This window comes from Oceanobacillus polygoni (assembly GCF_008304605.1).
In the GTDB taxonomy this organism is placed as follows: domain Bacteria; phylum Bacillota; class Bacilli; order Bacillales; family Amphibacillaceae; genus Oceanobacillus; species Oceanobacillus polygoni.
In genome coordinates this window covers 44287-59570 of the sequence record NZ_PIJY01000001.1, presented here as the reverse complement: position 1 = coordinate 59570, position 15284 = coordinate 44287, and the positions used below count along the sequence as shown (strand labels likewise).

Sequence of the window (15284 nt, the reverse complement as noted above, 5' to 3'; positions counted from 1 at the left end):
TAACAAAGCAGGGTGTACCCGAAAAGTCGGGACACCCTGCTTGTTATTGTAAACCATCGATTTCAATAGCTTCGACGATGGCAGTACCGTTATCCAGCATATTCGCTTCAAACTGTACATGATCACCTTGCTGTAAGAAGACTGCTAAAGGAGCCTTCGTTGAGCTCAGTGTGTAAATGGTTGTATCATCAGTTATTAAAAATTGAATCAGTTGTCCAGTTGTTTGGGTTGTAATAACAACACGTTCAATCTCACCACTTACGTTTTCAAGGCCGGCTGCCTCACCAGTAGCTTCCACATTACTAGGATCTTGAGCAAGTGCTATTCGATAGGCATCTAGCGCTTGTCTTGCAGTATCACCGAAAACAACAAAATCGGAATCTGCAGCTTTAATATAGGCATATTGTTTAAATAACCCATTCGGGTCTAGTACATTGACTACCCAGGTTGGATTTCCGTCGATATTATACAAAATCGGCATGGAGCCTTTCCAGTTTTTCTCCGGGAATTCCTTATCAACGATTTCTCTTGCACCTTTACTATCCATGATGCCATTATTTTTCTCGCCATTGTAATACACCAATTCACCTGTACGAGCATTGATTAATGTGTAGCCTAAAGCAGAATCAATATTTTCCTTAGGAGAGGACATATCCGTGAAATAATGCATGTTCCCTTGTTCATCAAAAATCGGTGTTACATTGCTTTCGGTTCCAGATTCGTTTGGTATTTTTACATCCCTTTTCCCGAAAATAGAATTCAGCCACCCATGGACGTATTTTCCAAAATACTCATTTTGATCAGAAGCCATTTCGGAGCTAATCGAACCATCGATAAATTCAGGTGCATCGGCTGTCATATAAAGTGATACTTCGCTTGTTACCGGGTCAACAACTGCGACATGCAGCTTGGACATGTTTGGTTTGTTTGTAAATCCAATGGGTTTATATAACGTCTGGACATACCATGGTTTACCTTCTTCATCTACCTCGATTTGGGCGTTGCCACTTTGGATGTAATTTGGATATGCCCCATAGATCGTTCGTTGGATATTATGTTGGAAGTAACTGGAGTTCGTATACTTCATTTTACTTTCAATAAATTTCGGCTGGGCATTGATATCTGTCGCAGATATGGTAAAATAACCTTCTGTTTCTTTACCGCGGAAATAACGCCAGAAACCACTAAATTCAACTGGAGCAATGAACACGATATCGTCATTTATCATCTGTACTTGTAATTTACCGAGATCATAGAACTGTGTGTTTGGAACAACACTCATCGCTTTTTGAACCTTATTACGTGCAGACTCTGGTGACACAACAATTGGTGTAGCATCTTTATCGAGTGGCTTTGCCTCTTCCATTTCTTGTTTCTTAATGGAGTCATAACTATTATCTAGAGCAGAAATGCCAAGGATAAAAAATGTTGGAACTGCAATGATTGCTAATACAATAATTCCAGATGAAACGATATCGATTGGACGACTTGCTTTTGTAAATGGCTTGCTCATCGTCAACCCATATAAACCTAGTGTTCCAATAAAAGCGACAATTAAGTTTGCAATCGTCATATTTGGAATGGTGATAGTAGGCATGAAAATATAGACGATGATTGCTGTAATAATGAAAAGACTAATTAAAGTAAGTCCAGCAGCTTTGATTGTCGTTTTCCGTTGTTGCTGATTTTTAAGGATAAAGTAAACAGCAATGATAATATATAGAATGAAAGTGAGAATCGTAGTTGTTAAAATTCCTGTCATGTTTGCATTTCATCTCCTATGTTCGTTTCTAATTGGTTATACGAATTAGAAAGGTGGTTTGTTTCATAAAATAAGAAAAAAGTGAAAAAGAAAGAACAGAGGTTTAAAAATGTACTCCCTAAGGGAAAATAATCATAGGCTATGTTATCTATGCTAGTGAAAATAAGCTCGGTAAACGACTTCATGTGAAATACATAGAATGAAGATTCACTTTATGATAGAAACTAGTTATAATGGAAATAATGTTTTAATTAGGAGGGATCGGAATGAAGCTTTATCAAGTAAGAAAAGGCCAGTTTGTGTTTTATCAAAACGAGCTCCATAAAGTGTATTCAGTAAAGCCCATGTTTAAACAATCCGTACACTTGTATCGTTTAAAGGATATGAAACAGATTTTAACGAAGGCAAGTGAGATTGATTATTATAAACCAAAGCATAATGATACATTTATATTTTATGGAAAACGTTACACGATTGATCAATATGCGAAGCCAGAGCCAGGCGACTATATTCTAATCGTTAAACCTGCACCAGACTTTTTAGATCACTATTCCTTGAATGAGATTGAAAAAGTGGAAAGTATTGAGAACGGAAACGTGAATACAACACGTGATAATGGTGTAAAGCATCATGAATATGTTGTGATGGTTCCTGGCCGTCAGGATGCTAGTCAAGAAATCGCGTATTATGATAAAAACCTTGTACCTGAAGAGCAACAGCTAAAAGATGAGTCGATTAGCTATCTTGCTGAAAATGATGATACTTTGAAGCCTGCTGTCGGAGATATTTATATTGATACTCGCAATAATACGAAAGCAATGATTGTTGCAATGACAGAGGATGAGGTTATTTTCGGCCATGGCTTGCGCGTCCACGTTGCAGAGTTATTGGATGAAACGAGCTTTGAACTTATTTACCAATTTGAAGATAATATGTAAAAAGAGTAAATCCCGGTCGTTAGCCGGGATTTACTCTTTTAGCATATCAATTGCTTGATACCCAATAATATTGATTGGATCCTTTGAGCTGGAATAAGGCGGTGCATATCCGAGCTCGAGCTCTGGGAGATCATGCACAGTTAAATTTCCTTTGATAGCAGTAGCGAGTACAGCCATCCGCTTATCAACACCATCATATCCGACAACATTACCACCAAAAATCAGCCCTGTTTCTGGATGGAAAAACAGTTTTAACCAGAGTTTCTTGGAACATGGATAATAGTTAGCGTGAGAAGTAGATGCAAGGACTACATTCTTGAATTGTTTGCCTTCCTGCTGCAAGCTCTGTCGGTTATGTCCGGTTGCAGCCACTGTTAAATCAAATACCTTCAAAATGGAAGAACCTATATTGCCGCGATAAGGAATGTATTCTCCATCCAAGTGTGCAGCAATAATAGCTGCCTGTCGATGCGCAAGCCAAGCAAGCGCGATATGTCTTGGTGATCCAGTTAGCAAGTCTCTCGTTTCAACGACATCTCCTAATGCGTAAATATCAGGATCTGTTGTTTGCATGTATTCATTTACTGAAACAGCACCAGTGCTACCTAACTCAAGGGCTGCATGGATAGCTAAATCGGTATTGGGCTTTACTCCAATCGCTAAAATCGTCATATCTGCTTCCAATTGTTTCCCGCTGTTTAAAAATAATGTCTTGCCATCATTCTTAAATCCCTTCAAGCCATCATTTAAAATGAGCTCAATTCCTTTATCTTTCAAGTGATCTTCGACTATTGCCGCCATATCATCATCAACGATTTTACTTACTTGAGAAGAACGATCGATAATGGTGCAGTTTAATCCTAGTACATGCAAGTTTTCAATCATCTCTAACCCGATAAATCCAGCACCAACGACAGCAACTGACTTCGGTATATTTTGTTGGATGAATGCATGGACAGCATCCATATCCTCAATCGTTTTCACCGTAAAGGTTCGATCATTATGAATGCCCTCTATATCTGGAACAATTGCAGATGCACCAGGAGAGAGAATTAGTTTGTCATAGGTTTCCTCCTGCACTTGGCTTCCGTTCCGATATTTTATATTTTTATCAGAGCGTGATATTGAAATGACTTCCGTATTTGTATGAACAGAAACATCGTATTTTTTCGCGAATTTTTCAGGAGGGTACAGGAGATCCTCTCTGTTTTGAACCACATCACCAAGATAATAGGGGATACCGCAGTTTGCGTAAGAAATGTATCCCCCTTTATCAAAGATGATGATTTCGGAATCTTTATCGTTTCTGCGGATTTGGGCGGCGACCGTAGCCCCGCCACCAACACCGCCTACAATTACAATTTTACGTCGTGGCATGTCTGTCACTCCTCAAGTGAAATCTTTCCATTTCTTTTAGCACTATAAAATCCCTACAGATCTTAAGAAAACGATGATAATTGTGGTAGGAACTAACCAACGCATCAGCTGGAACCATACATGGAATAGTCCATTGGGTAATTGATTTCCATAAGAAAATTCTTGCTTTAATAAAGATTTATCCAATTTAAAGCCGATAAATAATGAAATAAATAGGCAGCCACCCGGAAGCATAATATTACTTACAAGGAAATCACTTGCATCGAATACAGTTAAACCGAATATAGTGAAGTCCGTAAGCAGGTTGGTAGATAATGCAGACGGAATGCCTGCCAAAAATACGAGTAAACCAGCAATTAATGCAACTTTTTTTCTTGAGCGCTGCTTATTTTCTGTAAAAGCTGCTGTAATAATTTCCAGCATACTAAAGGACGAGGTCAATACTGCGAATAAAAACAACAGTAAAAATAAGCTTAAAAACAATTCGCCGAACGGCATTTGTGCAAATACTTCAGGCAGTACGATAAACAGGAGTCCAGGTCCTTCTGTAGGCTTTAGGCCAAAGGCAAATACAACCGGAAAGATTGCTAACCCTGCAAGCAAGGAAACAAATATGTTCATGATGCTTACTGATGCTGCTGATGCTGGTAAACTGACATCCTTTTTCAAGTAAGAGCTGTATGTCACCATCACTGAGATTCCTACCGCTAAGGAAAAGAATGCTTGTCCGAGTGCATATAGGACATTTTCCGCATTTAATTTGGAGAAATCTGGCTGCAGGAAGAAGCGAATCCCTTCCATTGCCCCCTCAAATGTAACGGACCGGATGACAAGTATAATAAAGAAGATAAATAGTAATGGCATTAGTATTTTATTTGATTTCTCAATCCCATTTGTAATACCGAGAGATACAACAATAATGTTAATGAGAACAAATAATCCAAGACCGAGAATTGTAACAAGTGGGCTACCAGTAAGGCTTGCAAATAGCTCAGGATAATTCGCATTTTCTTTAATAATTTGTCCTGGTAGAGACATGAAACTGTATAGAAGGACCCAGCCTCCTACAACACTATAAAATGCCATTAGGATAAATGCACCAACCACTCCCCAGACCCCGATGAATGACCAAGGTGTTTTCGGTGCGAGTGATTTGTAAGCTGTGACTGCTTCCTTTTGGGAGCTTCTTCCGATGATAAATTCACCAATTAAAAGAGGAAGACCGAGAATGATGGTAAAGCCGATAAATAATAGGAAAAAGGCGCCCCCACCATTCATTCCTGTCATATAAGGGAATTTCCATATTGCTCCAAGGCCGACTGCCGCTCCTGCAGATGATAAGATGAAGCCGAGCTTTGTCGACCATTGTTCTTTGTTATTGTTCATGCTGTAATTCCTTTCATGTTTGAAAAAGTTATCTTATTAGTATAGCATAATCCTCACTATTTTGAAGAACGTTCTATCGTTGTTAAAGCTTTGTTCGAATTTCCCAAAGCTCAGGAAAGAAATAATGATCCAGCACCTTTTTTAGATAGCTGACACCAGATGATCCTCCAGTACCAGTTTTGTGACCAATGATGCGTTCAACTGTTTTCATATGTCTGAAACGCCATTGCTGGAACCAATCTTCGATATCGACGAGCTTTTCAGCTAATTGATAAAGATCCCAATAGCGATCGACGTTCTGATAGACCTGAAGCCATGCCTGTTCAACACTTGCATTTTTCTGATATGTTTCCGAAATATCTCGTTCTAAAACTGCTTTATCAATGGGGAGACCTGCTTTGTCTAACGCTTGAATAGCGACATCATATAGGCCAGGTGCATGATAGGCATCGGTTAGAATTTGATGGAGCTCCTTGTCTTTTTGATATATTTTCAAAATAAATGGTGTTTTATAGCCTAAGACAAACTCAACTAGCCGGTATTGGTAGGATTGAAATCCAGAAGCATTTCCTAGTTTATCCCGAAATTCCATATACTCTGCAGGTGTTAACGTTGAAAGTACATCCCAGGCTTGGATAATTTGGGATTGTATTTTGCTGACACGGGCAAGCATTTTATAGGACGCTTGCAGTTCGTTTGCTTGAATCTTTTCGATTGCTGCTTGCATTTCATGAATAATGAGCTTTAGCCATAGCTCGCTTACCTGGTGGATAATTATAAATAGCATTTCATCATGGTGGCTGGATAATCGTCTTTGACTCGATAATAAGGGCTCAAGCTGAAGGTAATCTCCATATGTCATTTTCTCCCTAAAATCCGTATGAATTCCTTTTTCTGATTGAAATGTTTTGTTGGAAGAATCCGTCATCATTCATTCCCCTCCAGTGGACGTAATACGGCGCGAACTGGACTGCCATCTGCGCCGTGAATAGCTAGCGGCAAAGCGATTAAATCATAAAATCCTGGATTGACATGGTCTAGCATAATATTTTCGAGAATATGGATACCGTGTTGATGGAGAGCGTGATGTGTGTGAAGTTCTTTGCTGTCCGGTGCATCAACAGAGGGGATATCAATGCCGAGTAATTGGATGCCTTTTTCACTTAAGAACTGGGCAATTTCTGGGTCAAGATATGGGAATTTGCTTGGGAATCGCTTTGGATTGTTCGGCAGTGATGTTCGCAACAGCAGTCTTGTTGTCTGATCAAATGGGTACTTTTTTAATACTGCTGTTGTAATTGTTTCTGTATGACTGACATCAATGACGGCAGCTTTTCCGATATAAAGATCAAGGTCAAGCTGATCAACGGTTTTACCATTGGAATCAAAATGAAAGGCAGCATCAATATGTGTCCCGATGTGCAGACTTGTTGTGATTTCTCCAATATTTGCAGAGCCAATCTGCTCCTTTGTGGCAGAAAGCGTATAATGGAATGGTGTATCTCCTGGCCAATGTGCCATATCATTCGTTAAGGGTTGTGAAATATCAATCCATTTACTCATGCGATTACACCTCGTTTATTTTCGTAGTTTTTATAGCTTTCTTTCTCCATAATGGTTTTCAGGATTTGAACCATTTGCCATACTTCTTCAAAAGTATTGTATAAGGCGACAGGAGCAATCCGTATTCCATTTGGGTTGCGGAAATCCGGAATCACTCCGTTTGCTTTCAATGCTTTGCAAATCCGTGCTGCTTCTGGATGCAGTAGTAATACATGCCCACCACGCTCATGATCTTGCTTCGGATTAGCGATGGAAAAGGAATATGCTGCTAATTCGCTTTCAATCAAGTTCATCAAGTACGCTGTTAGTCGTAATGATTTTTTGCGGATATTTTCAATACCAGCTTCCTCAAATATCTGTAGTGCCCCAAGTAGTGGTGCCATACTTAATACATGTGGCGTTCCGATTTGGTAGGCACCTGCATGATTAGCTGGAGTTAATTCGTGCTCCATATCAAATTGTGTTTCCTTGGAAGAGCTAAACCATCCGGCAAGTCCGGGTGTTTTGCCGAAATGCTTTTGATTCACATAGAGTCCTCCAACACTTCCAGGACCTCCATTTAAATGTTTATACGTACACCAGAAAGCAAAGTCAACACCCCATTCTGATAGACTGTGAGGGATGGAACCAATCGAATGGCAAAGATCAAAGCCAATAAAAATTCCTCGTTTATGAGCTTCTTTTGTTAATCTTTGCATATCTAGAATTTGGCCACTGCGATACAGGACACTAGGCAGGACAATTAATGCGATTTCCTCTGTCATGTGATTGATGATATCTTCTGTTTTCAGCGTATTCCCATCAGTACTCGGCACTTGAATAAGATGTGTTTGGGGATCATATCCTTTTCGTGCTAATTGGCTTTTTAATGCATAAATATCAGAAGGGAAATTCAATACATCCGCAAGAATCTTCTTTTTTGTACCTTTTGGGTGGTAGAAGCTTGCTGTTAGCTGATGGAGATTGGTTGTCGTTGAACCGCTAATGATTACTTCCTCTTGCTTTGCGCCAACAAGATTGGTGGACATTTTCCCAAGCTTCTCAGCTAGATAAAACCAAGGATGATCACCATCGGTCCAACCATCAATGGCATGATTTTTCCAATCATTCATCACTTCCATTACATATTGCTCTGCACGTTTGGATAACAATCCAAGGGAATTACCATCGAAATAAATTGTATCGTTTGGTCTGTAGAATTCGGTTCGGAAATTCTTCAAACGATCTTCGCTATCCAATTGCTGTGCGTGTTTAAGTGTATGAGTCATAGGAACAGCACCTCTTTCTCTTTGATCTGATGTACGTACAATCTAACATAATCCTTTAAGGAATATCCAATAAATTTAGTATTTTAATAACAATTGTACAATTAACTTGTACTCATTTATACTAAAGATAGAAAATAAATATATATAGAAATAGGGTAAAGGTACTCCATTTACTGCTTTAATTTATTTGGGAGGGATAATTATGACAACGCTATCATTGGAAGTTGAAAAACTTAATAACTTTATTAATGGAGAATGGGTGGACGTAAGTGAAGCCCAAGCAGTGATTAATCCAGCAACTGGTGAAGAGATTGTGCAAGTACCTTTATCAACGAAAGAGATGGTTGACGAAGCGGTAGCTGCAGCGAAGGCGGCACAAAAAGAATGGGCGCTTGTTCCTGCACCACAACGTGCAGAAGTGCTTTACCGTGTCGGCTATATCATGAAAGAGCGTAAAGAAAGACTATCCCAGCTACTTACGATGGAAAATGGCAAGGTAATTGAAGAGGCGCGTGGAGAGGTTCAAGAGGGCATCGATATGGCATTTTATATGGCTGGGGAAGGTCGACGTTTATTTGGTCAGACGACACCTGCTGAATTAAAGGATAAATTTGCGATGAGTCAGCGGGCGCCAGTCGGAGTTGTCGGCATTATTACCCCGTGGAATTTCCCGATTGCAATTGCAACGTGGAAATCGTTTCCTGCAATTGTTGCAGGAAATGCGGTTGTTTGGAAACCAGCTACGGAAACGCCAATCATGGCATATGAGCTTGCCAAAATTTTTGAAGAAGCAGGTTTGCCTAAAGGGATTATCAATGTTGTATTTGGTGCCGGATCTGTCGTCGGTGAAGCAATGGTACATCATGAAGCTATCCGTGTTATTTCATTTACGGGTTCCAATGATACGGGAAGAAACATTGCAAGCGAATGTGGAAAGCAGTTGAAGAAAGTCTCCTTAGAAATGGGTGGGAAGAATGCAGTTATCGTTATGGATGATGCTGATTTAGACCTTGCTGTGGAAGGAATTCTTTGGAGTGCCTTTGGAACGAGTGGGCAGCGTTGCACAGCGTGCAGTCGGGTCATTGTTCATGAAAAGGTCAAACGGACGTTGGAAGAGAGACTGCTTGCTGCTATGGATAAGCTAAGTATCGGGAATGGACTTGATGAATCGATCAAAGTCGGCCCGATTATTAATCAGTCGGGCATTGCTAAAATTAAGCAATATATTGAAATTGGTAAAGCAGAGGGAGCGGACCTGCTGGCGGGTGGTTATGAGCTGACAGAGGATGCTCATGAAAACGGTTATTATTTTGCGCCTACCTTGTTTACCAATGCAAAAGCAGATATGCGAATTGCGCAGGAAGAAATTTTCGGGCCAGTTGTCTCGATTATTCCTGTTGCGAGTTTTGAAGAAGCAATTGAAGTAAATAACGGTGTAACATATGGACTGTCTAGCTCGATATTTACGAATGATGTTAACCGTGTTTTTAAAGCACAGCGTGATTTGGATACGGGAATTGTCTATGTAAATGCTGGAACAACAGGTGCAGAAATTCATTTGCCGTTTGGAGGAACGAAAGGAACTGGAAATGGTCATCGAGATTCTGGGATTCAAGCATTGGATGTGTTTACAGAATGGAAAGCAATTTACGTGGACTATAGCGGGAAATTACAACGCGCACAAATTGATGTTGAATCATAAGTTATAAATGTGTGGGTTTTTAAAATTACGAAACAGATAGACCATGCTTTTACCAATCTAAGCAGGGAGTGAATCGGGATGAAGATAGGTGTATTAGGTTCAGGCTTGATGGGAAAAGAAGCAGTTCGGGATTTAGTTTTGAGTCCAGGCGTAACAAATGTTGGGCTTGCCGATATTGACATTGAACGGGCGAAGCAAGTATGTAATCAGTTGAATTCTAAGAAATTAAAGGCGTATCAAGTAAATGCAGGCAATCGAGAGGAGCTTGCAGCCTTTATTCGACAATTTGATGTGGTGATTAATGCGCTTTTTTATTCATTTAATGAAATTGTTGCTAAAACTGCAATTGAGGTAGGGGTTAGTGCCGTAGATTTAGGTGGACATATCGGACATATGACCGATAAAGTGCTGCAGATGGCGGATGACGCGAAGACAGCTCAAGTTACCCTCATTCCAGATCTTGGAGTGGCACCTGGGATGATTAATATTTTATCAGGCTATGGTGCAAGCAAGCTTGATCAAGTAAAGTCGATTAAATTATATGTTGGTGGCATTCCTGTAAAGCCAGATCCTCCAATTGAATATAATCATGTATTTTCAATGGAAGGGGTCTTCGATCATTATACAGATCCATCCTTAATTATTCGTAAGGGAGTCAAGCAAGAAATTCCATCACTAACAGAGATAGAACCGATTTATTTTGAACGATTTGGCCCGTTGGAAGCATTTCATACATCTGGTGGAACATCGACACTCTCTTTATCCTTTCCAGATATTGAAACACTTGAATATAAGACAATTCGTTATCCAGGCCATGCGGAGAAATTTAAGCTGCTTGTTGATTTAAATTTAACGAAACTCGATTATGAGGTAGAAGTCAATGGTCAGATGATTCGTCCACGTGATGTTTTTTTGAAGGTACTTGACCCAATCGTTGAATTAGGCGAGAAAGATGATGCTGTTTTATTAAGAGTGATTGTTTCTGGAGACAAGGATGGGGCAGAAGCTGCTTATGCTTACGAAATGACTACGTATAAGGATCGAAAAACAAATATAACAGCGATGGCTCGAGCTACCGCAAATACGATTTCGATTGTAGCGCAAATGATTGGTGATGGAACAATTACGAAAAAGGGTGTATACCCACCAGAACAGATTGTCCCTGGTCAGAAGTATATTGAAGCGCTAATGAAACGCGGCGTGAATATTATAGAAACAGAGACAATCGTGGAAAAGAAATCTGTAAAGGTAAAGTAAGAGTTACAGATGATGAAGGGGTTTGAAAAACAGTGAATACCGTTTTTATTGCAGGACACGCGAGACTTCCGGCAGGGATGGCAGCTAAAAGTATTTATGATACATTAACAATTACAGCAGAAATTGATAAAAAATATGGTGTGATTGTAGCCGCAAATTGTACATTAGCAACGAAACATGGAAGAGAATTTGTTCAACAATTGCTAAGAGGCTATAGTTTGCAGGATGGGATAGAAAAACCAATTGAAACGGTAAAACAGCACTACTTAGGGAAAGCGGGCAATGCCCTTGCCTCCGCCTTAAATGATTTGTATAAGCAATATATGAATTATATAGAGACAAAATAAGAATAGGTAAGAGGGGATGGTACTGATTGTGTGCCATCTTCTTTATGTTGCGCAAATTTAGTGAAACTCGATTTTTTCCGCTTTTACACAAGTTGTTTTCTGGATTGTAATTAGGTGTCTTTTTTTGAACGATTCACTTAGTTGAATCATAGAATGTAGGAGTAATATTTCTAGTTTATCAACAGAGGCAGGTGGCCGAAATAGAACATTATAAAAAGCATATTGTCTCCGCTCAACGTGTATATGATATGGTCAATACAAGTTCTGAGTTTCGTATTAAAATTCCGATAAAGTCTGCTAAAAAAATCAATAAAGTTGATACTTATCAGTATAATGCATTGTCTGATGGGAAAAGTCTTCTATATACGAATAAAGATGAATTAACACAATATGGTAATCGTGGGATATTAGATCCGAAGTCGGTTTCCTATGTAAATCTCTTTATTAATGGCGTATTACAGCCGCCAGTTACCTATGAGATTCAGGAAGGGATATTGCAATTAAAAACAAGTGATGTACCTCCAGAAGGAGCTCCAATCATTCTACAATTTATTACAATCCATCAATAGTAATCAAGTAATGAAGGGGTGGCTTAGACCACCCCATTTCAGGTGAAGTTATGTTGTAATATCTGTCGTAGAACTCGTATCGAAGTTGACTACTTCTAGTACGATTGGTGTTCCTGCTAATATGGAGTCTGGACCAGCAGGTACTTCAATACTAAGTGATCCAACCCCCGTTGCACCAGGCGTATAAGTTGAGATATCCTGCATTTGTAGTACCCCATTAATATATAGGTGATAGTAACTATTGTTCTCTGCTAACTCTGGGAGTTCAACGACTTCAGCACCTAGATCATCAAAGAAATCAGCGGCATCAATCGTTAAGGTGTCCCCTGGTTCAGTATCAGCTACTGCTACATAAAAAAACTTTTCAACCGTTGGCGTAACCTCTGTGTCCGTTGATGCAGAAACAAATAATTTCATAAGCTGTAATGCCATTCGTGTCTCTCCTTTCTATCTGAAATTTGTTTCATAATAGTATATGAATAAGAAATCGTTATGCATAGATATGTTCATCATTTCTATGTTGAATGATGTATTTGTACACATTTTAGAAGCATGTAAAAACCCCAGCATTTAAGATGCTAGGGGAAATAGATTATTATTCTTTTCAAACGCGCTCTGTCTCTCCCTCCCAAGCAGGAAGCATTTTATTCAACTGCTTATCTTCCCGATAGCCTAATACATACTCCGCCTGCATAATCGTGTGAATTTCACGCGTTCCTTCATAAATGACTGGAGCTTTCGAATTTCGTAAATAGCGTTCTACTGGATATTCATCGGAATAGCCGTAAGCACCGTGAATTTGCACGGCATCATCTGCTGCTTGATTAGCGAAGTCACAGGCTTGCCATTTAGCAAGAGAGGTTTCTCTTGTGTTGCGTTTTCCTTGGTTTTTAAGTTCACCTGCCCGATAGACGAGCAAACGGCTCATTTGATAGCCGGCCTCCATCTTCGCAATCATTTGTTGGACGAGTTGGTGTTTCCCAATTTCTTTGCCGAATGTTTCCCGTTCATGACAGTATTTCACGGAAGCCTCTAAACAAGCCATAATTTGTCCGACAGCACCAGCAGCAACTGTAAAACGACCGTTATCCAATGCTGACATGGCAATTTTAAATCCTTCTCCTTCTTCGCCCAACAGATTTTCTTTCGGTACCTTAATATTTTCGAAAAATATTTCGCCAGTATTGCCGGAGCGAATACCATGTTTGCCTTTTATCGCCTTTGAAGAGAAGCCCTCCCGTGAACGTTCCACGATGAAAGCAGAAATAGCTTTATGTTTTTGGGAGCGATCTCCAGTGTAAGCAAAAACAATGAAATGATCGGCAATATCACAAAGTGATATCCATGTTTTCTGACCGTTTAAAATATAGTTGTCACCATCTCGTACAGCTGTTGTTTGTAAAGCTGCAACATCCGAACCAGCTCCAGGCTCGGTCAGACCAAATGCACCAATTTTTTCACCTTTTGCCTGCGGAGTAAGGTATTTCTGCTTTTGTTGCTCTGTTCCCCATTGAAGTAATGTCATGCTATTTAAGCCTGTATGCACGGAGACAGCAGTACGAAAGGCAGTATCGCCTCGCTCTAGTTCCTCACAAACGATAGCTAATGCGTTGTAATCCATTCCGCTGCCACCATATGCTTCAGGGATGCAGACACCCATTAGCCCAAGATCTGCGAGTCTCGTCAATATGCTTAAGTCAAACTTTCCTTCTCGGTCCCACCCGTCAATGTATGGCATAATTTCCTTGTCTGTAAAGCTTCTTACCGTGTCACGCAGCATCTTTTGTTCTTCATTAAATTCAAAATTCATAAGCTCATCTCCTCGTTTAGTTGTTTTTCATTTCATTTAGGTCTGTGCGAAACGCTTCATTATGTTCACCTGCATCAGGAGGGTGAAGGGAATAAGTGACAGGTGTTCGAGATAGTTTTAATGGACTTCCAACCATTTTTATAGAACCTGCTGTAGGATGTTCGTAATCAACGAACATTTCGCGATCATGCAGTTGCTGATCATTACTCATTTCTTCCAAATTTTGAATTGGTCCGCATGGAATGTTATTTGTATGGCATTTTTCAAGCCAGTATGCGGTCGGCTTTGTTGAAAACACTTCCTGTAACCGTGGCACAAGTAAATCTCTATGCTTTACACGATCTGCATTTTTTTCAAAACGCTTATCGCTACTAAGATCGGGGACATTTAATAGACAACATAGATTTTTAAATTGATTGTCGTTACCAACTGCAATCACCATCTCCCCATCAGCTGTGCTGAAGGTTTGATATGGAACGATATTGGCATGATGATTGCCAAGAGCTGTCGGGATGTTCCCAGACATCAAGTAATTACTGCCGATATTGACTAAAGCGCTTACGGCTGAATCATACAAGGAAAGGTCTAGATTTTGACCTTTACCTGAATTGGTCCGTTCAATCAGTGCGGCTTGGATTCCGATGCAGGCATAGAGTCCAGTTAAGATATCGGTAATGGCAACTCCCATTTTCTGTGGACCAGATGCTTCCGTGCCAGTAATACTCATTAATCCACTCATCGCTTGGATAATGAAGTCATATCCTGGCATATGCTTATATGGTCCTGTTTCCCCGAAGCCAGTGATGGAGCAGTAGACAATGGCAGGATTCAGTTCTCGGACGGTGTCGTAATCGAGTCCGAATCGGTCCATCGTTCCAACTTTAAAGTTATTGACAATAACATCTGACTCTGTAATTAATTGTTTGATCTGGGCAATTCCTTCTTCTGTTTTTAAATTGACGGTAATGCTTTTCTTGTTTCGATTCGCACAAAGGTAATAGGCGCTTACTCCGTTTTGGAAAGGCGGTCCCCACCCTCGAGTCTCATCACTTCCACCAGGTGCCTCGACTTTTATTATTTCTGCACCAAGATCGCCGAGAATCATCGTACAGTAGGGTCCTGCAAGCACTCGTGATAGGTCTAGAATTTTAATGTTGTTTAATGCACCAGACATGTAATTCCTCCTTTCTAAAGTAAAAAAGCCAGCTCAAACAAATGCAGGGTTGCTGCAATTTTGTTCGAACTGGCTTTTATTTGTTGGAACATACCTGGTTAATGGGATGTGAACAAATTAGGCAGTTATGG

General features: G+C 39.9%; 14 protein-coding genes. 5 read left to right on the top strand and 9 right to left on the bottom strand.

The window, feature by feature from the left end:
* Window positions 1–43 precede the first annotated feature (43 nt).
* Window positions 44–1762 (bottom strand): DNA-binding protein, encoded by a 1719-nt coding sequence (locus F1560_RS00300; protein ID WP_149472682.1) that lies wholly within the window; start codon window positions 1760–1762, stop codon window positions 44–46.
* A gap of 266 nt (window positions 1763–2028) precedes the next feature.
* Here F1560_RS00300 and F1560_RS00295 point away from each other — a divergent pair, with 266 nt between their 5' ends.
* Complete coding sequence (locus tag F1560_RS00295) at window positions 2029–2700, top strand: hypothetical protein (protein ID WP_149472681.1); 672 nt, start codon at window positions 2029–2031, stop codon at window positions 2698–2700.
* A 30-nt stretch (window positions 2701–2730) separates the two neighbouring features.
* Here the strand turns inward: F1560_RS00295 and F1560_RS00290 are convergent, their stop codons facing one another.
* The 5 genes from F1560_RS00290 to kynU all read right to left on the bottom strand — a co-directional run bounded on the left by F1560_RS00290 (window position 2731) and on the right by kynU (window position 8294).
* Complete coding sequence (locus tag F1560_RS00290; RefSeq protein ID WP_149472680.1) at window positions 2731–4077, bottom strand: CoA-disulfide reductase; 1347 nt, start codon at window positions 4075–4077, stop codon at window positions 2731–2733.
* A gap of 42 nt (window positions 4078–4119) precedes the next feature.
* Window positions 4120–5463, bottom strand: a complete 1344-nt coding sequence (locus F1560_RS00285; RefSeq protein ID WP_149472679.1) for a sodium-dependent transporter — start codon at window positions 5461–5463, stop codon at window positions 4120–4122.
* Window positions 5464–5545: 82 nt separating this feature from the next.
* Window positions 5546–6391, bottom strand: coding sequence for a tryptophan 2,3-dioxygenase (gene kynA, locus F1560_RS00280; RefSeq protein WP_149472765.1), 846 nt, complete (start codon window positions 6389–6391; stop codon window positions 5546–5548).
* Window positions 6391–7026, bottom strand: a complete 636-nt coding sequence (kynB, locus tag F1560_RS00275) for an arylformamidase (RefSeq protein WP_149472678.1) — start codon at window positions 7024–7026, stop codon at window positions 6391–6393. The genes kynA and kynB overlap by 1 nt, the downstream gene beginning before the upstream one ends.
* Window positions 7023–8294 (bottom strand): kynureninase, encoded by a 1272-nt coding sequence (kynU, locus tag F1560_RS00270; protein WP_149472677.1) that lies wholly within the window; start codon window positions 8292–8294, stop codon window positions 7023–7025. Before kynU ends, kynB begins: the two co-directional genes overlap by 4 nt.
* Before the next feature lie 202 nt (window positions 8295–8496).
* Between kynU and F1560_RS00265 the strand changes: the two genes are divergently transcribed.
* The 4 genes from F1560_RS00265 to F1560_RS00250 all read left to right on the top strand — a co-directional run bounded on the left by F1560_RS00265 (window position 8497) and on the right by F1560_RS00250 (window position 12169).
* Window positions 8497–9996, top strand: a complete 1500-nt coding sequence (locus F1560_RS00265; protein ID WP_149472676.1) for an aldehyde dehydrogenase family protein — start codon at window positions 8497–8499, stop codon at window positions 9994–9996.
* A gap of 78 nt (window positions 9997–10074) precedes the next feature.
* Window positions 10075–11253 carry a saccharopine dehydrogenase family protein gene (locus F1560_RS00260; protein WP_149472675.1) on the top strand — a complete coding sequence of 393 codons (1179 nt, stop codon included), beginning with the start codon at window positions 10075–10077 and terminating at the stop codon, window positions 11251–11253.
* 32 nt (window positions 11254–11285) lie between these two features.
* A complete protein-coding gene (locus F1560_RS00255; protein WP_149472674.1) occupies window positions 11286–11600 on the top strand; it encodes a DUF3870 domain-containing protein in 315 nt (104 codons plus the stop codon).
* A 248-nt stretch (window positions 11601–11848) separates the two neighbouring features.
* Complete coding sequence (locus tag F1560_RS00250) at window positions 11849–12169, top strand: DUF4183 domain-containing protein (protein WP_149472673.1); 321 nt, start codon at window positions 11849–11851, stop codon at window positions 12167–12169.
* 48 nt (window positions 12170–12217) lie between these two features.
* On the opposite strand, the gene F1560_RS00245 is transcribed toward F1560_RS00250, so the two are convergent.
* The 3 genes from F1560_RS00245 to F1560_RS00235 all read right to left on the bottom strand — a co-directional run bounded on the left by F1560_RS00245 (window position 12218) and on the right by F1560_RS00235 (window position 15153).
* Window positions 12218–12601 carry a DUF4183 domain-containing protein gene (locus tag F1560_RS00245; protein ID WP_149472672.1) on the bottom strand — a complete coding sequence of 128 codons (384 nt, stop codon included), beginning with the start codon at window positions 12599–12601 and terminating at the stop codon, window positions 12218–12220.
* Window positions 12602–12773: 172 nt separating this feature from the next.
* Complete coding sequence (locus F1560_RS00240; RefSeq protein WP_149472671.1) at window positions 12774–13979, bottom strand: acyl-CoA dehydrogenase family protein; 1206 nt, start codon at window positions 13977–13979, stop codon at window positions 12774–12776.
* A gap of 16 nt (window positions 13980–13995) precedes the next feature.
* On the bottom strand, window positions 13996–15153 hold the full coding sequence (locus tag F1560_RS00235; RefSeq protein WP_149472670.1) for a CaiB/BaiF CoA transferase family protein: 1158 nt from the start codon (window positions 15151–15153) through the stop codon (window positions 13996–13998).
* Window positions 15154–15284 lie beyond the last annotated feature (131 nt).

Coding starts and splice junctions, on each gene's coding strand:
- F1560_RS00300 (WP_149472682.1), bottom strand. CDS start 1,762: ATGACAGGAATTTTAACAACTACGATTCTCACTTTCATTCTATATATT.
- F1560_RS00295 (WP_149472681.1), top strand. CDS start 2,029: ATGAAGCTTTATCAAGTAAGAAAAGGCCAGTTTGTGTTTTATCAAAAC.
- F1560_RS00290 (WP_149472680.1), bottom strand. CDS start 4,077: ATGCCACGACGTAAAATTGTAATTGTAGGCGGTGTTGGTGGCGGGGCT.
- F1560_RS00285 (WP_149472679.1), bottom strand. CDS start 5,463: ATGAACAATAACAAAGAACAATGGTCGACAAAGCTCGGCTTCATCTTA.
- kynA (WP_149472765.1), bottom strand. CDS start 6,391: ATGACGGATTCTTCCAACAAAACATTTCAATCAGAAAAAGGAATTCAT.
- kynB (WP_149472678.1), bottom strand. CDS start 7,026: ATGAGTAAATGGATTGATATTTCACAACCCTTAACGAATGATATGGCA.
- kynU (WP_149472677.1), bottom strand. CDS start 8,294: ATGACTCATACACTTAAACACGCACAGCAATTGGATAGCGAAGATCGT.
- F1560_RS00265 (WP_149472676.1), top strand. CDS start 8,497: ATGACAACGCTATCATTGGAAGTTGAAAAACTTAATAACTTTATTAAT.
- F1560_RS00260 (WP_149472675.1), top strand. CDS start 10,075: ATGAAGATAGGTGTATTAGGTTCAGGCTTGATGGGAAAAGAAGCAGTT.
- F1560_RS00250 (WP_149472673.1), top strand. CDS start 11,849: ATGGTCAATACAAGTTCTGAGTTTCGTATTAAAATTCCGATAAAGTCT.
- F1560_RS00245 (WP_149472672.1), bottom strand. CDS start 12,601: ATGGCATTACAGCTTATGAAATTATTTGTTTCTGCATCAACGGACACA.
- F1560_RS00240 (WP_149472671.1), bottom strand. CDS start 13,979: ATGAATTTTGAATTTAATGAAGAACAAAAGATGCTGCGTGACACGGTA.
- F1560_RS00235 (WP_149472670.1), bottom strand. CDS start 15,153: ATGTCTGGTGCATTAAACAACATTAAAATTCTAGACCTATCACGAGTG.